Origin of the sequence: Hymenobacter frigidus (assembly GCF_014640435.1) — a bacterium.
GTDB lineage: Bacteria > Bacteroidota > Bacteroidia > Cytophagales > Hymenobacteraceae > Hymenobacter > Hymenobacter frigidus.
Map to the genome: position 1 here is coordinate 1 of NZ_BMGY01000016.1, position 20,577 is coordinate 20,577.

The window sequence follows — 20,577 nt, forward strand, 5'->3', positions numbered from 1 at the left end:
GTGGGGGAAGGAGCAGGTACGCTGCCTAAACTAATAATGCTGTAATTAAGTTGTCAGAACACTAGCTTAGCTGCCAGCCAGTCGGCCGGAGGGCTTGGGCTGCGGACCAGTTGCCATTCAGCGCTTTGGTTGCCCGCTTAGCCGGCAGATTTACCGTTCGTTGAAAATGCGTTTCGTCTGCTCAGGCCGGCTGGTAAGTTTGGACCATTCAATCACTAACAACTCCTGCTCGCCCATGAAAACTTCTGCTTTCGCCCGCCGCCTGTCCGTCTCACTATTGCTGCTGAGCGCCGCTGGTACGGCCGTCGCTGCGGCTCCTGCCGCCGCACCCGTCGTCACCGTCGGGGCCGATAATCCGGCTCAACATCCCACCTTCGCGGTGCGTGTGGTGGGCAAAGGGCGGCCCATGCTGCTCATTCCCGGCCTCACCTGCCCCGGCGCGGTGTGGGACGAGGCCGTGGCCCACTACCAGCAGCAGTACCAGTGCCACATTGTTTCGCTGGCCGGTTTCGGCGGCCTGGTCCCGCTTGCTACCGTGACCGACCCGCTGCTGCCCGCCGTGCGCGACCAGCTCCTGGCCTACATCAAAACCCAAAAGCTGAACAAGCCCGTGATAGTGGGCCACAGCCTGGGCGGGTTCCTGGCCCTGGCCCTGAGCACGGCCCAGCCCGAGGCCATTGGTCCGCTCGTTATCCTCGATTCGCTGCCCTTCCTAGCGGCTGTTCAGAACCCGACCACCACGGTAGAATCGGCCAAGCCGATGGCTGGCAACATGCGCCAGCAGATGAAGCAGGGCCGCATGCCTGCTGCCGCCCAGCGCCAGATGGTGACCAGTATGGTGACCGATACCGCCCGCCAAACGTTGCTGGCCCAATGGGGCCAGGCCTCGGACCCTGCCACCACGGCCCAGGCCATGTACGACCTCTACACCACCGACCTGCGCCCCGACCTAGGCCGCATTCAGCAGCCCGCGCTGGTGCTGGGGGCCTGGGCCGCTTACAAGCAGTATGGCTCGACCAAGGAAAGTACCCGCGCCATCTTCACGCAGCAATACGCTAAGCTGCCGCGGGTGCGCATCGAAATGTCGGAAATGGGCCGGCACTTTCTCATGTACGACGACACGGCCTGGTTTCTGGCCCAGACCGATGCCTTTCTGAAGCAGTCAGTCGTCGCCAAAAAGTAGCTTCACGTGGCCCGGACGGCATCGTCCGGGCCGCTGCGGGCGGTGTGCCGAACGCGTAACTTGCCCCGCTAAATCCGTTTGCTATGCGCCTGCTTTCCTCCCGTCGCCGCCTGTACTGGACACTGCAAGCCGTGGGCTGGACGCTATATGGCGTGCTGGGCGGGGTGCTGGCCGTCATTTTCGGGAAGTATTCAAGCCTGATTATTCCCATCGAGGTAATTGTGGCCGGCACTCTGCTGGGGTTCAGCCACCTGCTGCGGGGCTACGTGCGCCGCCACGGCTGGACGCGCCTGCCACTGACGGCGCTGCTGCCGCGGCTGTTTGTGGCGCACCTGGGCATTGCAGTGGCCAGCCAGGTGGTTATTGGCCTGTTGGTGACGGCGCTGTTGTTTGCCATTCATTCGCCGAACCACGGCAAGGGCTTTCCCTGGCTGCAGTACGTGGGCTACGCGGCCAATACGTTTTTCGTGCTCTGGCTATGGTCGGCGGCGTACTTCAGCCTGCATTTCTTTGATAGCCTCCAGCAGGCCGAAATCGACAAGTGGAAGCTGGCGGCGGCCGTGCGCGATGCCGAGATGCGCACCCTTAAGGCCCAGATAAACCCGCATTTTCTCTTCAATGGCCTCAACAACATCCGGGCCCTGGTGCTGGAAAATCCCACCCGCGCCCGCGAGATGATGACGCACCTTTCCGACCTGTTGCGTTATTCGCTGCAGCTCAACACCCGCGAGCAGGTGCCACTGGCCCGCGAGCTCGAAATCGTGGCCCACTACCTCACCCTCGAAAGCCTGCAGCTGGAAGAGCGCCTGCACTACATCCTCGACGTGGCCCCCGCCGCCCTGGAAGTGATGCTGCCCCCCATGACCCTGCAGTTGCTGGTCGAAAACGCCATCAAGCACGGCATTGCGCCGCGGCCGGGTGGGGGCGGGGTTCACCTTTCGGCGCAGCTGGAAACCCCTGAGCAAGTGCTCATCACGGTGCGCAACCCCGGCCGCTACCAACCCAACCCCACCGCGCCCGACCACACCGGTGTGGGCCTGCCCAACGCCCACGAGCGCCTGCAACTGCTGTTTGGCCCGGCGGCCAGCCTGCGCATCAGCAACGACGCCCGCCAGCCCGACACCGTGACGGCCGAGCTGCGCTTGCCCTTGCTGGCAGGCCCAGAAAAACAGAAGGAAAAGAACGTCATGCCGAGCGCAGCCGAGGCATCGCGCTCGCACCGTTAAAATGATTTGAGTTACCATCTCACGCTCATGCTTCGGCAAGCTCAGCATGAGTGTTCTTGCTTATTCCCCCGTTCTTGCTTCCTCCTTTCCCGCTCACCTTATTGAATCGATGAACCTGCTACTCGTTGACGACTCGCGCCTGGCGCGCACCGAGCTGCGCCACCTGCTCCAAGCTTTTCCGGAAGTGAATGTGGTGGGCGAAGCCCGTCACGCCGACGAGGCCCGCGCTCAGATTCAGTCCCTGCGCCCCGATTTGCTGCTGCTCGATGTGCAGATGCCCGGCCAGACCGGCTTTGAGCTGCTGGCCTCGCTGGAGGCGGCCCCGCACGTCATTTTCACCACGGCCTACGACGAATACGCGCTGCAGGCCTTCGCCGTGAATGCCCTGGACTATCTGCTGAAACCCGTGCAGGAAGCTCGCCTGGCCACCGCGCTGGCCAAGGCCCGCGCCCGGTTTGCGGCCCCGGTGTCGGTACCGGCCGAAGCCGTTGTCGCAACCGATGAAGCACCGGTAGCTCCGCTCACGGCGCAGGACCAGGTATTCGTAAAAGATGGTGAGCAGTGCTGGTTTGTGAAGCTGGCCGACATCAAGCTCTTTGAAATTAACGGCAGCTACACCCGCATTCATTTCGACCAGCACCGGCCCCTCATTCCGCGTACGTTGCAGCAGCTGGAAGCCCGCCTCGACCCCAGGGTGTTCTTCCGCGTCAACCGCCAGCAGATTATCAACCTGAAGTGGATTGCCAGCATCGAGCCCTGGTTCAGCAACACCCTCCGGCTGACGTTGCGCGACGGGCCCGCCGTGGAAGTATCGCGCCAGCAGTCGGTGCGCTTCCGCGAGCTGCTGAGCCTCTGATAAAGAACAAAGCGGCCCTCACGCGCAGGCCTCCACAAACACTAACCGGTTACCGAACGGGTCCGTGACTTGGGTCTGCATCACTTTGTCGCTCCAAGTGGTGCGTTCCAGGTGAGGTGGGGGGCAGGGCGGGTTGCGCTGCAGCAAATTGCGGTGCAGGGCAAACAGGCCATTGACTTCGGCAATGGCCATGGAGCCGCAGGAGTCGCGTTCGGCTTCGTGGGCGGCGAGGTGCAGCACGATACTGCCACGCGAGACCTGCATGTAAAGCGGGCCGTTGGCGGGCCGGTCTTCCCAGTCAATCCGAAAGCCCAGCCAGTCAATGTAGAAAGCGACCGCCTGCTGATAGTCGGCAATCCGAAAGATGGGCGTCACTATGAGCATGAGTCAAGGAGTTTTCTCTGTTTCGTGCTTTTAAATCACGGTAAGATAACGATTTGCCAGTGAAATCTACTCTTCCGCTTAGTACTTATGAAACGCGGGCAGATTTGAAGCTTGCCACTCCCGCACCCCTACATTTAAGCCATGATTTCACCCACCGAATACGACCAGCTCGACGGGCTGGCCATGGCCGCGCTCGTGCGCACCGGCCAGCTCACGCCCGCCGACTTGTGCGCCGCCGCCATTGCCCGCGCCGAAGCCGTGAACCCCAAGCTCAATGCCGTGGTGTACCCGCTGTATGAGCAGGCCCGGCGGCGGGCCGCGGCCGGGCTGCCCGCGGGCCCGTTCGGCGGCGTGCCGTTTCTACTGAAGGATTTTGGGGCGCAGTACACCGGGGCTCCGCACACTTCGGGTAGCCGGGCGCTGCGCAATTTCGTGCCCACCGAAGATGCCGAGCTGGTGTGCCGCTGGCAGGCCGCGGGCCTCAACATCCTGGGCAAAACCAACACGCCCGAGTTTGCCCTGATGGGCGTGACCGAGCCCACCCTGCACGGCCCCACCCGCAACCCCTGGCACCTGGGCCACACGCCCGGCGGCAGCAGCGGCGGGGCGGCGGCGGCCGTGGCGGCGGGCATAACTCCCGTGGCCGGGGCCGGCGATGGGGGCGGGTCCATTCGCATTCCGGCGGCCTGCTGCGGTCTGTTTGGGCTGAAACCCAGCCGGGGCCGCGTGCCCACCGGCCCCGAGCAGGGCGAAAAATGGCAGGGCGCGGCCGTGGAGCACGTCCTGAGCCGCTCGGTGCGCGACAGCGCCGCCTTGCTCGATGCCACGCAGGGTCCCGATGTGGGCGCGCCCTACTTTTTGCCCAATCCAGCGCGGTCTTATTTGGAAGAAGCCAGCCGCGCCCCGGGCCGCCTGCGCGTCGGCTTTAGCCTGGGGCACCCGTTGGGCAGCACCCTGCACCCGGAGTGCGCCACGGCCGTGCGCGATGCCGCCAGGCTGCTCGAAAGCCTGGGCCACGACGTGGCCGAAGTGCCGCTGCCCTTCGATGGCCGGGCCGTGGCCACGGCCTTTCTCATGCTGTATTTTGGCGAAACCGGGGCCAGCATCGCTGCCCTAGCCAAAGTATTGGGCCGGCCCGCCCGGCCCCGCGATGTGGAGCCCACCACCTGGCTGCTGAGCCTGCTGGGCCGTACCTACACCGCCGCCGACTTTGCCGCCGCCCGCCACACCTGGAACGACAGCGCCCGCCGCATGGGCCGCTTTCATCAAACCTACGACCTGCTCCTGACGCCCACGCTGGCCACGCCGCCCGTGCGCATCGGCGAGCTCCAACCCAAATCCCTGGAGCAAACCCTGCTGAAAGTGGTGAACACCTTCGGCCTCGGTGGCCTCATTCGCCGCTCCGGCATCGTGGAGAAGCTGGCCGAGCAGAGCCTCGAAAAAACGCCCTACACCCAAGTGGCCAACCTCACGGGCCAGCCCGCCATGTCGGTGCCCCTGCACTGGACCGCCGACGGCCTGCCCTGCGGCGTGCAGTTCATTGCTTCGCTCGGGGCCGAGGACGTGCTGTTCCGGTTGGCCGGGCAGCTGGAGCAGGCCCAGCCGTGGTTTGATAAGCGCCCGGCGCTGGTGGGGTAGGGACGAGGCCAAGGTAAAACGGCCGTCACTGCCGAGCGTAGCCGAACCGTCATGCCGAGCGTAGCCGAGGCATCTCGCGTGGGGTAGTAATTCAATCGTGAGGGTGATGCGAGCAAGATGCCTCGGCTACGCTGGGCATGACGATTACCCTGATTTTTCTGAATTACTAAAGAGCTTCGAACACAAAGAAGCTCCAGTCGCATCTGCAGCTTTTATAGTCATCTAAGCTCGGGGTCTTACTTCTCGAACGCCTCGTTCAGCACGCCGGCCAGCCGGATGCCGGCTTTGAGAATCTGCTGCTCCACGGTGGGACCGAAGGTGGGGTAGAAGTGCCAGTCGAACTTGGGGTTGGTGGCGGCCGCGGCGTAAGCGGGCGGGCAGAGCTGGTAGGATTCGAACAGCCAGGTGGTCATGTCGTCTTTCTGCCACTGCTTGAGTTGGGCAGGGGTGGCGTGGTCGTAGGCCGCCGCCATTTCCGTGTACGAAAAGCCGGAATACTCCACCAGCGCGCCGTCCCACACGCTGTGCAGGTTGGTTTCGTCCTTGCTGCGCCAGTTCACCTTGATGTCGTTGCCGCCCTTGTCTTCGGCGTGGCCCACGTGCAGGGGCTGGTGCACATCGCCCACCAAATGCACGAGGAATTTGAGGGCCACGCGCTTCTCGTCGGTGGTTTTTTTGGGGTTTTTCAGGTCTTTGCGCACCTGCCGCAGGGCCGTGTAGGCGTTGGAGGGCGCGGCCGGCGCGGCTAGGGCAGGGTTATTCAGCTGAAGCACAAAAGCCGCGAAATCGAGCCCCACGGGCACGTTGAGGTAGTGCCAGGGCGCGGTGTTGCTGTACTGCGGGTCGGAGCGCAGCTCATCGGGCCAGGTGCTGACTAGCGGCAGGGTTTCGGGGCCGAGGATGCGGGCAATTTCGCGCTTGGCTGCTGCCGAGAGGTGGTTTTCGGCAATGCGGGCCACGGCTCGGTGGCCGAGCACGCCCCAGGCCCGTCCGCTAAAAGGCAGGGATAACAGCAGCAAAAGGGTAATCCAATGGGTACGCATGGTGGGCAAGAGGAAAGAGAAAAACAGAACGTTTGTGGGTAATTCGGCCCAAAGCCCGGACCGCAGCACCACAAAGCTAGCGCCGGCTGTCAGTTGAAAATAAACTGGCTTCTTGGGCAGCTAGTGTTACCTTAGTATTATTTACTATTTCCCGTTTGTTCAGCATTCTAATTCTGCGATGAATTGGAGTGATTCGCGTATTTCAGTACATGCAGTTACAGGTTATTATCGATTCTCCCGAGCTTTTTATTGGCCATGATGCCCTCAATCAATGGCTGTATGTAGACTGGCGGGGTGAATACAACCAGGATTTATCGCGGGCTACCTGCCGCCGCATGCTGGAAACCATTCAAATGTGGCCCTGCACCAAAATTCTCAACGATAATTCCAGTATCACCCGCACCACGGTGCAGCTCACGCAGTGGGGTGTGCAGTGGCTGGAAGACATGCTGGCGGCCGGCCTGTACTTTATTGCCTGGGTGTTGCCCCGCGATTTGGTGGCCCGCCAAACCACCGAGGATATCGTACACGCCATTGACCGGCCCCGGGTTGGCACCTTCAATGACGTTGCGTCGGCTTATATCTGGCTGCAGCAGCAGCGCCCCGTTCTGTATGAACCCGTGCTAAAGTAAGCGGGTAGGCGGCCGTTTTCGTTGGCCAGTGGCGTAGCTGCTGCTTTTCCGATTGCCTTCTAACCGCCTGCTGCCCGTGTACACCAACCCCATCATCGACGAGAATTTCCCGGACCCCACCATCATCCGCGCGGCCGACGGGTGGTACTACGCCTATGGCACCCAAACCAAGCGCGCCGGCGTCATCATCAACCTGCAAGTAGCCCGCTCCCGCAACCTGGTGCAGTGGGAACACCTCGGCGAGGGCCTGCCCAAAAAACCCCGCTGGGCCCGGACCAGTCAGAAAATCTGGGCCCCGCACGTGAGCGAGCACGGCGGCCGCTATTTTCTCTACTACTCGGCTCGGCCCGATGGGGCCGATACCTTCAGCCTGGCCGTAGCCATGGCCGATGCTCCCGCCGGCCCGTTTCGCGACAGCGGCCAGCCGCTGCTGGCCGGCCCTGGCTTCACCTGCATCGACCCCATGGCCTTCGATGACCCCGCTACCGGCCAGCGGCTGCTGTACTGGGGTTCGGGCTTTGGGCCCATCTGGGTTCGCGAGTTGGCCGATGACCGCCTAAGCTTCCGGCCCGGCAGCGTGGCGCAAGCCGTGCTGCACCCCACTCCCGGCGATGACCCCGACGATTATCACCGCCTCATCGAGGCGGCTTGGGTCCACCCGCGGGATGGCTGGTACTACCTGTTTTTTTCGGGTGACAACTGCTGCGGCCCGCACGCCCATTACGCCGTGCTGGTGGCCCGCGCCCGCCATGCCACCGGCCCCTTCGAAACCCACGCTGCGGCCCTGGCCAACCCCCACGCCGCCCTGCTCGCGGCCAATATGCACTGGCACGCCCCCGGCCACAATTGCGTGGTGACCGATGCCGCCGGGCAGGACTGGCTGGCCTGCCACGCCATCGACCCCAACCAGCCTACCTTCGATGCCATCGACGATTCGGAAGGCTATTCGCGCCGTGTGCTGCTGCTCGAAGCCCTGACCTACGCCGATGGCTGGCCGGTGCTGGCCGCCGCCGCGCCCACCCGGCAGCCCCAGCCCGCACCAATTGGGATGAAGTAATTTTACTGGCGCGAAAACAGAACGGAGTCTGCCGCTCGTAAGTCGTTGCACCACGTTTCGTGTATATTAGATAGTATTCGATTCTTCGTTTAGACTATGCGCTCAGCCGTACTTTATTTTCTTGTTGCCGGTCGTCGGCTGGGGTTGGCGCTAGCCGTAGGCCTGGCCGGAGCCGGCGTGGCGCATTCCCAGGGAGCCGCCGAAACCCGTTGCCTGCTTTTGCCCATTGAGCCCGCTCGCCGCGCCCAGCAGTCGGCGCTGGTAGTGGAGGCCGAAGTGCTCGATGCGCAAAGCTTCTGGGATGCGTCTCGTCAGCGGTTGTTTACCCGGCACCGGCTGCGGGTATTTTCCCTACTGAAAGGGGCAGTAGCCGATACCACCGGCCTGCGCCTCATCACCGAAGGCGGCCGGGTGGGGCTCGACCAACAAATCCTGACCAATACCCTGCAGCTGCGAGCCGGCCAGCAGGGTGTCTTCTTCTTAACGCCCGCGCTCTGGCCCGGAGCCGGCCCCGCCGCGTTTACGCCCGTGGGCAGCGAGCAAGGCTTCATCGAATTCAACCCGGCCGAGCACACGGCGGCCGAGCCTTTTCGCACCTACCCGGCTCTTGATGCCGCGTTTTATCGGGAAATCACCCGCCTCACCGGCCAGCCACGCCAGGAGCTGCGGGCCAATCCGGCGCTGGCTGCTCCCGGCTCCGCGCAGCGCGGCACGCTGGCGCCATCCATCACCGGCTTTACGCCGCTCTCACTCCCGGCTGGTACCGGGGCCGTGCTCACCATCAACGGCGATGGTTTCGGCAGCAGCCGGGGCAGCGGTTTTGTCGAGTTTAAGAACGCCGACGATGGCGGGGCCACCCGCGTGAAGGCCCGCGAGGCCGACTACCTCACCTGGACCAATACCCGCATTCAGGTGCGGGTGCCGTCCTCTTCCGGGGGCCGGCCGGCCGGTTCGGGCCAGGTGCGTGTCACGGCTTCCGACCAGCTGACGGTGGAAAGTACCAGCTCCGTCACCATCGTCTATGCCCTCACCAACGTGGAAAGCACCACGGGCAACCTGCTCCAGCGCCCCAACCACGTTGCTCTGAATGCCACGGGTGGTATCACGTTCCGCTTTGCTCCCAACTTTACGCTCAGCCCCGCGCCGCCCGCTGCCTGGCAACGGGCCCTGGCCACCTGGCGCTGCCAAACGGGCATGAACTGGGAAGTAGGCAGCCCTAATTCCACCAACACCATCGCCGAAGACGGCCAGAACGTAGTTGCCTTCGACAACGGACCCGAACTGCCCGACCGCGTGCTGGGCCGCACCACCACCTACTACCGCGGCTGTCTCGCGCCCAGCGGCGAATTGGTGTTTTGGGTGAAGGAAATCGATATGCAGTTCGACGATGCGGCCATTTTCCAGTTCGGCCCCTTGCCGCCCATCACCCCGCAACTTGATTTTGAGTCGGTAGCCGTGCACGAGCTGGGCCACGCCCAGCAGCTGGCCCACCTCATCCGGCCCGGTGCCGTGATGCACTTTGCCATCGGGCGCGGCCAGAACACCCGCATCCTCAATCCGGCCAGCGACGTGGCCGGGGGCCGGCAGGTGCTGCGGGTGCGCAGCTTCCGCAACCTGGGCTGCGGTGGCCCGGCGCTGCTGCCCGCGCCGCTCACGGCCTTTAGCGCCCGCTACGAGCCTGCTTCCGGCACCACCGTCTCCTGGGCCACGCGCGATGAATGCTTCCTGAACGGTTTTCTGGTAGAGCGCAGCCAGAGCGGCGACACCACCAACTGGGAGCAGCTGGCCACGGTGGCTACCCGGCCGCCCACCGGCCAGTACCAGTTTGTGGACCCGCGCCCAGCCAGCGGCCTGCTCTACTACCGTTTGCGCCTGCGCCGCCCCGATGGCTCCCTCGACAACACCGCTCCCGCCCTTGTGAGCACCGAAGGGGCCAATGCCAGCGTCAGCATTTTCCCCAACCCCGTAACCGACGATTTCCTGGGTTTGCAATACCCTGCTGCCGCCGATGGCGTAGTGATTTTCCGGATTTATGACGCGCTAGGGCGTTTGGTACGAGCCAGCAGCCAAACCACCACCACGGGCCTCGACATACTGTCGCTGAACGTGGCCGGGTTGGTGCCGGGCTTCTACGTGCTGCACTGGCTGGATGCGCAGGGCCGTACCGGGCAGCGGAATTTCGTGCGCATTTAGCCGGGATTACCGGCTGCCCTTGGCCGATAAATGCTACAAATGCCGTCCGATTATCGCCTCCGCCACGGCCACGGCCGCCGGGGCCGCGTGGTAGTGAGCCAGCTGGGCCTCGTCGAGGTTGCCGTTAAACCACTCATCTTCGATGGTGGCGCCTAGTTTTTTGTAGAAGGCAATGGCGGGCTCATTCCAGTCCAGCACCTGCCACTTGAGGCGCACGGCCCCGGTGGTGCGGGCCTCGGCCACCACGGCGTCGAACAGCAGCCGGCCAAAGCCGCCGCGCCGCGCCGCCTCGGTCACCACCAGGTCTTCGAGGTAAAGCATCCGGCCTTTCCAGGTGGAGTAAGCGGTGTAGAACAGGGCCAGCCCAACAATTTTTTGCGCTTCGTTTTCCAGCACGAAAAAGCTGAAAATAGGCTCCGGCCCAAATCCGTCGCGCTGCATGGCGGTCAGGGTATTGGTCACGGCTTCCGGAGCTTTTTCATACTCGGCCAGCTCCTGAATGAGGGCCAGCACTTGGGGAAGGTCGGTTTCGACGCCGCGGCGCAGCACAATGTTATGTTCCATAAGAAAACGCTAAGCTCAACGATGCCACAAGCAATTGGGCCGCCACCGCCTCAGCAGCAACGGCCCAACTGATAAACCTGGAGTAGTGTGCAAAAAGCCCGAATTACATCTGGGGCTGCATCTTTTTGATGTCTTCGATGGCATTCACCGAGTTCAGCTCGCGGAACTGCTCCGGCTGCTTGGCACCTTTGGTGGTGTCAGGGGCGGCGGGCAAGGGCGGCAGGGTATTGGTGGCAATGTCTTCGTCGCCCTCCGTTACCGAGGGGCCGCACGAGGGCAGCGTGAGCGAAAGCAGGGCAGCGGCCAACAGACCGGGGAGGAGCGTTTTTTTCATGTATAGATAAACGAATTCGGCTGCAAGTTACGCACGGAGTGCGGCTTGCCATGTGGGTAAACGGTGCATCTGCTCCAACAAACGCTGCGGCCCTGTTGGGATGGCGGCTTACAGGGCTGGCCCGGCTGTCGGCTTACCTTTGCCGGGCGCTGGCCTCTAAGCTGGCTTTTTCTGCGTGATTTCCCTCTCTGTCGTCATCATCACCTTCAACGAAGCTGCCAATATTGCCCGTTGCCTCCAGGCGCTGGGCGACGTGGCCGATGACGTAATAGTGGTCGATTCTTTCTCCACCGATGCCACCGTGGACATCTGTCGGCAACACGGCGCGCGCGTCATTCAGCATGCCTTCGCCGGCTACGTCGAGCAGAAAAACTACGCCACTACCCAAGCGAAATTCGACCACGTCCTGCAGCTTGACGCCGACGAAGTACTGACCGATGAGCTGCGCCAGTCCATCCGCGCCGCTAAAGCCGACTGGCAGCATGCGGCCTATTCGCTGGCGCGCCTCACCAACTACTGCGGCCACTGGGTGCGCTACGGCAGTTGGTACCCCGACCGCAAGCTGCGCCTCTACGACCGCCGCCTGGGCCGCTGGACCGGCCTGCTCCTGCACGAGAAATTCGAGGTGAACCCCGGCCAAACCACCGGCCAGCTCGCCGGCCACGCCCTGCACTACAGCTACCACTCCATCGCGCAGCACGTCAGCCAGCTCAACAAGTTCACCAGCATCACCGCCCAGGAGCTGGCCCTGCGCGGCCGCACCAATGTCACTCTGTTTCACCTGCTGCTCAAGCCGCTCTGGAAATTCGTGCACGGCTACGTGTTCCGGCTGGGCGTACTCGACGGTTTTGCCGGCCTGTGCATCGCCGGTATTTCGGCCTGGGGCGTATTTCTGAAATTCGCGAAGCTGAAAACCCGCACCGAACGCGCCGAAGCATGAGCCAGACCTTTCTCGTGTCCCGCACCGATGCCATCGGCGACGTGGTGCTGACTCTGCCCGTGGCGGGACGGCTGAAGCAGCTGCGGCCCGGCTGCCGGGTCGTGCTCATCGGCCGCACCTACACCGCTCCCGTAGCCGCTGCCTGCCCCTGGGTCGATGACTTTTTGAATCTCGACGACCTGCTAAAACTGCCCGAGGCTGAGCAAGTAGCTAAGTTGCGAGCCTACGAAGCTGCCGCCATCGTCCACGTTTTCCCCAATAAGACCCTTGCGCGCCTTGCCCAAAAGGCCCGGATTCCCGTTCGCATCGGTACCCGCAACCGCTGGCAGCACTGGCTCACCTGCAACCGGCTGGTGGCGCTTAGCCGCCGCCACTCGCCCCTGCACGAAGCCCAGTTGAATCTGAAGTTGCTCCAGTCGCTGGGGGCCGCGCCAGAAACTCCCCTTTCGGAAGCCGCTGCCTTGGTGCGCCTGCAGCCCGCCCAGCCGCTGCCCGCCCAGTTCCAACTGCTGCTTCAGGAGCGCCGGCCCGGCCAGCTCAACATCATCCTGCATCCGCGCAGCCGGGGTAGCGCCCGCGAGTGGGGCCTAGCTCACTTTGGCCAACTGGCCCGGCTGCTGCACCAGGCCGGCCACCGCGTGTTCGTGACTGGTACGGCAGCGGAAGGAGAGGAGCTGACCAACTGGCGGCAGGAAAACGCGGCTTTCCTGGCCGCCGACCTCACCGGCCAGCTTAGCCTGCCGCAGTTCATTGCCTTCATCGCCGCTGCCGATGGCCTCGTGGCCGGCAGCACCGGCCCGCTGCACCTGGCCGCCGCACTTGGGCGGCACGTGCTGGGCCTGTATCCGCCCATTCGGCCCATGCACCCCGGGCGCTGGAAACCGTTGGGCCCGCACGCCGATTACCTGGTTTTTGATAAACCTGATTGTGCCGATTGCCGCGCCCAACCTGCCGCCTGCACTTGCATCCGGGCCATTGAGCCTTTGGCTGTGGCGGCCCGCGTGCTGGCTTGGGAACCTTTGCCCGGCAAAGAATAAATGCCCTCCGATAGCGAACAAGCAGGATTTTGCCCGGTTAGGTAAATGCAGTGGCTTGCTTGCGCAACCTACTCAGCATTGCAATCCGTACATCGGGCAATATAAAGTGTGTCGTACAGCTAGTTTTGACGATTTGCCGCCAAGCAGCTCTCTGGCACGTAGCAACGCAATGAAGCAACCCGGCCACCCAACACTTTCGAGTAGTTGATTTAGCCAGAACGCTTCTAATTCCCTAATATTTCGTAGGTTTCGACCTGCAATTTCCCCCGCCCACCTGTATGAGCGATTCCCCCGAACGGGTAAAACTGAGCAAAGAAGAAAAAGACCGGCGCTTCCAGGCCGAGCTTATGCCGGTGCTCGACCCGCTCTACAACTTTGCCTACCGCCTCACCCTCGATGAGGACGACGCCAATGACTTGGTGCAGGAAACTTACCTGAAAGCATACCGCTTTTTTGAGTATTTCGAGCCCGGTACCAACGCCAAGGCGTGGCTTTTTCGGATTCTCAAGAATTCGTTCATCAACGACTTCCGCAAGAAGAGCAAGCAGCCCGCAAAAGTCGATTACAGCGAGATTGAGGGCTATTATAACCCCGACGATGTGGAGGCCGAAGGCGAACTTGGAGCCTCGTCGTCCGACATGCGCCAGCAGTCGGCCCGCGACCTAATTGGCGATGAAGTAGCCAGTGCGCTAAATTCTTTGCCGGTCGATTTTCGCACCGTCATCATCCTCTGTGACCTTGAGGGTTTTACCTACGAGGAAATGGCTAAAGTGCTTGATATTCCGATAGGTACGGTGCGGTCACGCCTGCACCGGGCCCGTAATTTCCTCAAGGATAAGCTCGAGAGATACGCCCAGTCAATGGGATATGGCAATGAAACAATAGAAGACGACGCGGAACTAACCGGCCTCGATAATAATTAACCTCCCCAGCAGGGGCCTACATCGATGGCTCGGCTTACCATTGCCTCCACGAGTTTCAAGGATTTTCACTTATGAACCAATCTGCTACTACACAAACCAATACGTCGGCCCCCGTTGCCATTCCCATCGACAACGGCCCCGACTGCGAACGAGTGAATACTGTACTAGACCAACTCATCGAAGGCCAGCCCGTGGACGCCGCAGACGAAGATTTCCTCTACGATAATGCCTCTGACTGCTCGCCGTGCTTCGACGACATCGAAAAGCAGCGCGTTTTCGTCAAATTTTTGAACCAGCGCGTATCCCGCCGGCCCATCCCCGCTAGCTTGCACGAAGCCATTTTGGCCCGTGTGGGTGCCCAAATGGCCTGATACCGGTTCCGACTGGCTAGCTTTGCGTGATGCAAGGCAAAATCATCGTTTTCTCGGCACCTTCGGGCGCGGGCAAAACCACCATCGTGCATCGGCTCATGCAGCGGCTGCCGGAACTCAGCTTTTCCATCTCGGCCTGTACCCGCGACCGCCGCGGCCGCACCGAAGCCAATGGCAAAGACTACCATTTTATTTCCGTACAGGACTTCCAGGATAAAATTCGGCACGAGGAATTTGTGGAGTGGGAAGAGGTGTACGAAGGTGCCTTTTATGGCACGCTAAAGTCCGAAATTGAACGCATTTGGGAGAGCGGCAAGCACGCTATTCTCGATGTTGACGTGAAAGGCGGCCTCAGCATCAAGGAGTTTTACAAAGACCGGGCCCTCGGAATTTTTGTCCGTCCCCCATCCATCGAAGTCCTTGAGCAGCGCCTGCAGGCCCGTGCCACCGATTCGCAATCCAGCATTTCTTCGCGGGTATACAAGGCTAATTTTGAGTTGGCGTTCGAGGACCGGTTCGACGTAACCGTCGTCAACGACGACCTCGACGAAGCTACGGCCCACGCCGAATGGCTCGTGCGGCAGTTCATCAGCGCCGAGCCGGCCATCGTTTAATCGTTATCCCCATCTTGCGTTCGCGGAGCGAGGGACCTTATCCCGTTCGCGCCGCTGGGTTGCTTACCAGGTAGTCGTAACAAGGTCCTTCGCAAGCTCAGGATGACAAAACAACGCATTGGCCTGTTGTTCGGGTCTTTCAATCCGGTGCACGTCGGCCACCTCATCCTGGCCGAGCATTTTGCCACCCGTACCGACTTGTCCGAGGTCTGGTTCGTTGTGTCGCCTCACAGCCCCTTTAAAGCTGCCGCAGACCTGCTGCCCGATGCCCAGCGGCTACATATGGTGCAGCTGGCCATTGCCGGCAATCCTCGCCTGCGCGCCGAGGATATCGAATTCGGCCTGCCGCGCCCCAGTTACACCATCGCCACGCTCGATGCCCTGCGCCAGCGTTACCCTAGCCACGAATTCGTACTTCTGATGGGAGCCGACAACGTGCCCGGCCTGCCGCGTTGGCAGGAGTCGGCCCGGTTGCTGGCCGAGGTTGATATCTACGTATATCCCCGTCCCGGCGTCTCCCTTCCTAGCTTGGATGAATTCCCGCGCGTTCGCCTCATAGCGGCTCCTTTGCTGAATATTTCGGCCACCTACATTCGCGAAAGCCTGCGCACGGGGCAGAGCATCCGTTACTTGGTGCCAGCCGCTGTCGAAGCCGAACTGCTGAAATAGAACCACTCTGCGTACCTCTGCGGATTTCCTCCGCGTGCCTCTGCGGTAACTTCCCAAAAAGAAAGAGCCCGGCGATTTATCGTCGGGCTCTTTCTTTTTCAAGCAACCAGCTCAGATGGTCATAATCTCCGTTTCCTTCTTACTGAGGGTTCTTTCGACCTCGGCAATAAAAGAATCGGTGGTTTTCTGTACTTTTTCTTCGGCGCTCTTCACCGCGTCTTCCGACGCACCTTCTTTCAGCAGCTTGCGCAACGACTCGTTCACGTCCTTGCGAATGCCACGCACCCGCACCTTACCCGCTTCCGACTCGTTTTTGGCTTGTTTCGCCAGCTCGCGGCGGCGTTCTTCGGTCATGGCCGGGATATTGAGACGCACGCCGTCGGCATCCGACACCGGGTTCAGGCCCAGGTCACTGTTTTTAATGGCTTTGGCTACCTCGCTCACCATGTTTTTCTCCCAAGGCTTGATGAGCAGCGAGCGGGCATCGGGAGCTGTCACCGTCGCAATCTGGCCGATGGGAGTAGGGGTGCCGTAGTAATCCACGCGCAAACCGTCGAGCATAGCCGGCGAAGCCTTACCAGCCCGGATGCGGCTCATTTCCACGTTTACGTGCGCCAGCGCCTTGCCCATTGATTCAGCAAGCTCGTCGAGGTAAAACTGAATTTCTTCGTCCATCTTAAATTGGAATTGTTGAGTTCTTAGGGTTGAATGATGTCGCGTTTTGAAGATTGAAAAGAACTAAGAATTCAACCCTCCAAACTCGACACTCAAAGTTTCTTAGGCTTGCTCGGGCTGGTTGCCCACCATCGGCTGCAACAGGCTTTGTTTAAGGTCAGGCGTAGCCTTGCGGCCATCGCGGCCGGCTCCGGTGCCGCCCGCGCTCACCAGCGTGCCCATGGGCTCGCCGTTCAGCAGGCGCTCTAGGTTGCCGGGAGTGTTCATGTCGAATACGATGATGGGCAGGTTGTTTTCCTTGCACAGCGTGAAGGCCGTCATATCCATCACGTTCAGGTTCTTGCTCAGCACCTCATCGAAGGTAATTTCGGGGTAGCGCGTAGCCGTGGGGTCCTTTTCCGGGTCGGCGGTGTAGATACCGTCCACGCGGGTGCCTTTCAGCACCACGTCAGCCTCAATCTCAATGGCCCGCAACGATGCCGCCGAGTCGGTGGTGAAATACGGCGACCCAATACCGGCCCCAAAAATCACCACGCGGCCCTTTTCCAGGTGCCGCACGGCGCGCCGCCGGATATACGGTTCGCACACCCGCTGAATAGTAAGGCCCGAAAGCAGACGTGTGCTCACTTCCAGCTTCTCCAGGGCGCTTTGCAAAGCCATCGAGTTGATGACTGTGGCCAGCATGCCCATGTAGTCGCCCTGCACGCGGTCGAGGCCAAAGGCTTCGGCCTGCACCCCGCGGTAGATGTTGCCCCCGCCAATCACGACGGCAATCTGAATACCGGTAGCCACCACCGACTTAATTTCGGAGGCGTATTGCATCAGCCGCTCGGCATCAATGCCGTACTGTTGCTGGCCCATCAGCGCTTCGCCGCTGAGCTTGAGGAGGATACGGTGGTATTTCAAATTCTAATTATTGAGTAGGGCGGGATGTTTTTAACGAATGGAACTAGGCGAACTGTACCAGCACCTGGCCTTTCTGCACGTTGTCGCGCAGCGCTACTTTAATGCTGCTCACGATGCCATCGGCCGACGCTTTCAGAATGTTTTCCATTTTCATGGCTTCCAGCACCAGCAGCGGGTCGCCTTTAAATACCGCTTGCCCGGGTTCCACCCGAATGTCTACAATGAGGCCCGGCATAGGCGCTTTCAACTCGTTGACTTTGACGGTGGCGGCATTGCTCATGCCCAGGCGCTCAAGCAGCAGGTCGAACCGGTCCTTGGCACTCAGCTCCACTCGCTGGCCGTTTATTTTCAGCACGATGATTTTCGTGGCATAATCGGCTTCCACTACTTCTGCATTGTAGGAGCGACCTTCGTGCAACATATGAAAGCGGCCTTCGCCCAAATCGGCTATATCCCAGGCAAAAGGCTGGCCGTTGAGGTCGATAGAATCGGCGGCGCGGTAGTCAACTTCCCAGACTTGGCCGGGGCTGGTGCTTATTTGAATCATCTGAAGCGAATAGGGTGGGGCGGAAGCCGGGGTTAAAGGTAGCCCAAATCTCAAATTAATTCGGAAATTGAGGCGTTTTTCGCCCATTGTTGTTGGCATGAAGTATCTGGTTCCGGGCCTTACCAGCCTACTGTTATTTGTTCATTTAGTGGCCGTTGCTCAGGTAAGGCCCTCCGCCGCCGGTAAGTACCCGGCCAAGGTCCCTGTGCACAAAAAGGCCGCAGCACCGGCTATTCCGGTGCCCGCTTCAGCCGGCATTGTGGTGCCTTCGTGGCTGCCATCGGATGCCCCGGTGCAGCCCGCCGCCACCATTCTTACCGATGTGCTCGACACCAAGCTGGACGTGCGCTTTGATTACAAGAAGCAGTACCTGCTGGGCACGGCTATTCTCACGTTGCGCTCGCACTTCTACCCGCAGTCAGAAGTGGTGCTCGATGCTAAGGGGTTCGATATTCAAAAAGTCGAGCTGGTGGGCGACAAGAAAAATAAGGGCCTCAACTACAATTATAACCGCCGTAAGCTCGTCATCGCCCTCGGCCAGCCGTATCCGCGCGCTACTTCCTATCAGGTGCGCATCGTGTACGTGGCCAAGCCCAACGAGCTGCCCCAGGGCGGCTCCACGGCCATTACTTCCGATAAAGGCCTCTACTTCATCAACCCGCTGGGTCTCGAAAAGAACAAGCCCCGCCAAATCTGGACCCAGGGCGAGACGGAGTCCAGCTCCTGCTGGTTTCCCACCATCGACAAGCCCAACCAGCGGATGACCCAGGAAATCAGCATGACCGTGGAAAAGCAGTTCAAAACGCTTTCCAACGGCTTACTCACGTCCTCGCACGCCAACTCCGATGGCACCCGCACCGATACCTGGAAGCAAAGCCAGCCGCACGCGCCGTACCTGGCCACGATGGTTGTGGGCGACTATGCCGTGGTGAGTGACTCCTGGCACGGCAAGCCCGTCGATTACTACGTGGAGCCGCAGTATGCCGGTACCGCCCGGGCCGTATTCGGCCACACGCCCGAAATGCTGGACTTCTTCTCTAAAAAGCTGGGCGTGGAATACCCATGGGAGAAGTACTCGCAAATTGTGGTGCGCGACTACGTGAGCGGAGCCATGGAAAACACCAGCGCGTCCACGTTTGGCAGCTTCGTGCAGGCCACCCGCCGCGAGTTGCGTGATGCCAATTTCCAAACCAGCGAGTTCGTCATCGCCCACGAGTTATTTCACCAGTGGTTCGGCGATTACGTCACGTGTGAGTCGTGGGCCAACTTGCCCCTGAACGAGTCCTTCGCCGATTATTCCGAATTCCTCTGGGCCGAGCACAAGTATGGGGCTGATGAAGCCGGCCTGGTGCAGGAGATTAAAATCAATAATTACCTCGAAGAAGCCAACAGCAAGCGCGAGCCCCTCATCCGCTACCGCTACGTAAATCGTGAGGACATGCTCGACCGCCACTCTTATGACAAGGGCGGGCGCGTGCTTCACATGCTGCGCAAATACGTGGGCGACGACGCCTTCTTCGCCTCCCTCAACCGCTACCTCACCCAGAATAAGCTCTCGGCCGTTGAAATTTCCAAGCTGCGCACGGCTTTTGAAGAAACCACCGGCGAAGACCTGATGTGGTTTTTCAACCAGTGGTTTATGCAGCGCGGCCATCCCGAGCTACGCATTACCCACACCTACACCAACGGCCAGGTATCGTTGCGCGTGCAGCAAACGCAGGATACTCTGTTTCAGCCCGTCTATCGCCTGCCCGTCACGGTGGCCGTCTGGACCGGCAGCAACCAGCCCACCGAGCACCGCATCACCGTCACCAAAGCCGACCAGACGTTTCAACTGCCCGCCAACCAGAAACCGGTGCTGGTCAAATTTGATAACGAAAGCCAACTGCTGGCGCAGCTCGACGAATCCCGCACCACCGACGAGCTGATATTCCAGTACTACCACGCCCGGGACTACCAGCAAAAATCTGAAGTCTTGGACCTGCTCCAAAACAAGACGGCCGAGCTGGCCGTGAGCAGCCTGCTGCGCAATGCCCTCAACGACAAGTTCTGGAACGTGCGCCGCCTTGCCCTCGACCACCTCCGCCGCTACCGCGGCCCCGAGCCCGAAGGCATGCGCAAAGATATCCAGCGCCTCGCCACTACCGACCCCAATTCCCGCGTCCGGGCCCAGGCCATCAAAACTTTGGCCACCTTGCACGAGGGCAACTTCGGCCCCATCTACGGGGCCGCCGTGGGCGACAGCTCCGTTCTGGTCGCGGCCGCCGCCATCGAAGTATTAGCCAAAAATCCCGAAACCACGACCCTTAAGCAGGTCGCGGCCATCGACAATACGACTAGCAGTTCGCTCCTCGTCTCCATTGCCAGCTATTACTCCCTCAACGGTGGCCTCGACCAGTACCCCTGGTTCCTACGCCGCCTGCCCGACGTAGCCGAAGCGGACCTCTACGCCTACTTCCAGTCCTTCGGCACACTCATGACCCACATCCCGCCCGTAGAGCGCGATAAGGGCCTCAAAATGCTGGAAGAATACGCCCGCACCGCCCCGCGCTACGAGGTGCGACTGGGGGCCTACCGCGGCTTGGCCCTGTTGCTGCCCACCATGCCCACGCTGAAAGCCGTGCTGCAAAACATTCGTGATAAAGAAACGGATGACCGTCTCAAAGCTTTTTATAACCTTATGTAAGAGCATGATGCCAGTTTGGGGCAAAAAAAGAATTGCCTTTTTTTGCCCCAACGCTTGCCTTATGTCAGAAAAGCCTTAATTTTGCGACTCCTTACGAAA

At 61.0% G+C, this 20,577-nt stretch carries 21 protein-coding genes; 14 read left to right on the forward strand and 7 right to left on the reverse strand.

The annotated features are described in order from the left end of the window. Positions 1-235: 235 nt before the first annotated feature. The 3 genes from IEW17_RS10075 (at position 236) to IEW17_RS10085 (ending at position 3,265) form a co-directional block, all read left to right on the forward strand. Complete coding sequence (locus IEW17_RS10075) at positions 236-1,183, forward strand: alpha/beta fold hydrolase (RefSeq protein ID WP_188561925.1); 948 nt, start codon at positions 236-238, stop codon at positions 1,181-1,183. Between the two features lie 83 nt (positions 1,184-1,266). Further along, the gene (locus tag IEW17_RS10080; protein WP_188561926.1) at positions 1,267-2,409 is read left to right on the forward strand and encodes a sensor histidine kinase; all 1,143 of its coding nucleotides are present in this window, start codon (positions 1,267-1,269) and stop codon (positions 2,407-2,409) included. A gap of 109 nt (positions 2,410-2,518) precedes the next feature. Next, the gene (locus tag IEW17_RS10085; RefSeq protein WP_188561927.1) at positions 2,519-3,265 is read left to right on the forward strand and encodes a LytR/AlgR family response regulator transcription factor; all 747 of its coding nucleotides are present in this window, start codon (positions 2,519-2,521) and stop codon (positions 3,263-3,265) included. An 18-nt stretch (positions 3,266-3,283) separates the two neighbouring features. Here the strand turns inward: IEW17_RS10085 and IEW17_RS10090 are convergent, their stop codons facing one another. After that, a complete protein-coding gene (locus IEW17_RS10090; RefSeq protein ID WP_188561928.1) occupies positions 3,284-3,649 on the reverse strand; it encodes a glyoxalase superfamily protein in 366 nt (121 codons plus the stop codon). Positions 3,650-3,790: 141 nt separating this feature from the next. On the opposite strand from IEW17_RS10090, the gene IEW17_RS10095 reads away from it, so the two are divergent. Next, the gene (locus IEW17_RS10095; RefSeq protein ID WP_188561929.1) at positions 3,791-5,287 is read left to right on the forward strand and encodes an amidase; all 1,497 of its coding nucleotides are present in this window, start codon (positions 3,791-3,793) and stop codon (positions 5,285-5,287) included. Positions 5,288-5,523: 236 nt separating this feature from the next. Here the strand turns inward: IEW17_RS10095 and IEW17_RS10100 are convergent, their stop codons facing one another. After that, positions 5,524-6,330, reverse strand: a complete 807-nt coding sequence (locus IEW17_RS10100; protein WP_188561930.1) for a S1/P1 nuclease — start codon at positions 6,328-6,330, stop codon at positions 5,524-5,526. Between the two features lie 209 nt (positions 6,331-6,539). On the opposite strand from IEW17_RS10100, the gene IEW17_RS10105 reads away from it, so the two are divergent. From IEW17_RS10105 to IEW17_RS10115, 3 genes are all read left to right on the forward strand, one after another. Then, a complete protein-coding gene (locus IEW17_RS10105; protein WP_188561931.1) occupies positions 6,540-6,962 on the forward strand; it encodes a hypothetical protein in 423 nt (140 codons plus the stop codon). Positions 6,963-7,014: 52 nt separating this feature from the next. Beyond that, a complete protein-coding gene (locus IEW17_RS10110; protein WP_188561932.1) occupies positions 7,015-8,019 on the forward strand; it encodes a glycoside hydrolase family 43 protein in 1,005 nt (334 codons plus the stop codon). Between the two features lie 96 nt (positions 8,020-8,115). Next, positions 8,116-10,212, forward strand: a complete 2,097-nt coding sequence (locus tag IEW17_RS10115; protein ID WP_188561933.1) for a T9SS type A sorting domain-containing protein — start codon at positions 8,116-8,118, stop codon at positions 10,210-10,212. Positions 10,213-10,245: 33 nt separating this feature from the next. On the opposite strand, the gene IEW17_RS10120 is transcribed toward IEW17_RS10115, so the two are convergent. Next, complete coding sequence (locus tag IEW17_RS10120; RefSeq protein ID WP_188561934.1) at positions 10,246-10,776, reverse strand: GNAT family N-acetyltransferase; 531 nt, start codon at positions 10,774-10,776, stop codon at positions 10,246-10,248. Positions 10,777-10,879: 103 nt separating this feature from the next. Then, the gene (locus IEW17_RS10125; protein WP_188561935.1) at positions 10,880-11,110 is read right to left on the reverse strand and encodes a hypothetical protein; all 231 of its coding nucleotides are present in this window, start codon (positions 11,108-11,110) and stop codon (positions 10,880-10,882) included. 175 nt (positions 11,111-11,285) lie between these two features. Here IEW17_RS10125 and IEW17_RS10130 point away from each other — a divergent pair, with 175 nt between their 5' ends. From IEW17_RS10130 to nadD, 6 genes are all read left to right on the forward strand, one after another. Further along, positions 11,286-12,050: a glycosyltransferase family 2 protein gene (locus IEW17_RS10130; protein ID WP_188561936.1), complete on the forward strand. Its 765-nt coding sequence runs from the start codon at positions 11,286-11,288 to the stop codon at positions 12,048-12,050. Further along, positions 12,047-13,087, forward strand: coding sequence for a glycosyltransferase family 9 protein (locus IEW17_RS10135; RefSeq protein ID WP_229748940.1), 1,041 nt, complete (start codon positions 12,047-12,049; stop codon positions 13,085-13,087). Before IEW17_RS10130 ends, IEW17_RS10135 begins: the two co-directional genes overlap by 4 nt. Positions 13,088-13,365: 278 nt before the next feature. Beyond that, complete coding sequence (locus tag IEW17_RS10140; RefSeq protein WP_188561938.1) at positions 13,366-14,010, forward strand: sigma-70 family RNA polymerase sigma factor; 645 nt, start codon at positions 13,366-13,368, stop codon at positions 14,008-14,010. A gap of 71 nt (positions 14,011-14,081) precedes the next feature. Beyond that, positions 14,082-14,381, forward strand: coding sequence for a hypothetical protein (locus IEW17_RS10145; RefSeq protein WP_188561939.1), 300 nt, complete (start codon positions 14,082-14,084; stop codon positions 14,379-14,381). Between the two features lie 29 nt (positions 14,382-14,410). After that, entirely contained in the window at positions 14,411-14,995 is a 585-nt protein-coding gene (gene gmk, locus IEW17_RS10150) for a guanylate kinase (protein WP_188562004.1), read from the forward strand. 102 nt (positions 14,996-15,097) lie between these two features. Then, positions 15,098-15,664, forward strand: a complete 567-nt coding sequence (gene nadD / locus IEW17_RS10155; RefSeq protein ID WP_188561940.1) for a nicotinate (nicotinamide) nucleotide adenylyltransferase — start codon at positions 15,098-15,100, stop codon at positions 15,662-15,664. A gap of 111 nt (positions 15,665-15,775) precedes the next feature. Here nadD and frr read toward each other — a convergent pair whose 3' ends face one another. From frr to IEW17_RS10170, 3 genes are all read right to left on the reverse strand, one after another. After that, positions 15,776-16,339, reverse strand: a complete 564-nt coding sequence (gene frr, locus IEW17_RS10160; protein WP_188561941.1) for a ribosome recycling factor — start codon at positions 16,337-16,339, stop codon at positions 15,776-15,778. Between the two features lie 102 nt (positions 16,340-16,441). After that, positions 16,442-17,245: a UMP kinase gene (gene pyrH, locus IEW17_RS10165; RefSeq protein ID WP_188561942.1), complete on the reverse strand. Its 804-nt coding sequence runs from the start codon at positions 17,243-17,245 to the stop codon at positions 16,442-16,444. Between the two features lie 43 nt (positions 17,246-17,288). Further along, positions 17,289-17,792 (reverse strand): acyl-CoA carboxylase biotin carboxyl carrier protein subunit, encoded by a 504-nt coding sequence (locus IEW17_RS10170; RefSeq protein WP_188561943.1) that lies wholly within the window; start codon positions 17,790-17,792, stop codon positions 17,289-17,291. Between the two features lie 97 nt (positions 17,793-17,889). On the opposite strand from IEW17_RS10170, the gene IEW17_RS10175 reads away from it, so the two are divergent. Continuing rightward, positions 17,890-20,478, forward strand: a complete 2,589-nt coding sequence (locus IEW17_RS10175) for a M1 family metallopeptidase (protein WP_188561944.1) — start codon at positions 17,890-17,892, stop codon at positions 20,476-20,478. Positions 20,479-20,577 lie beyond the last annotated feature (99 nt).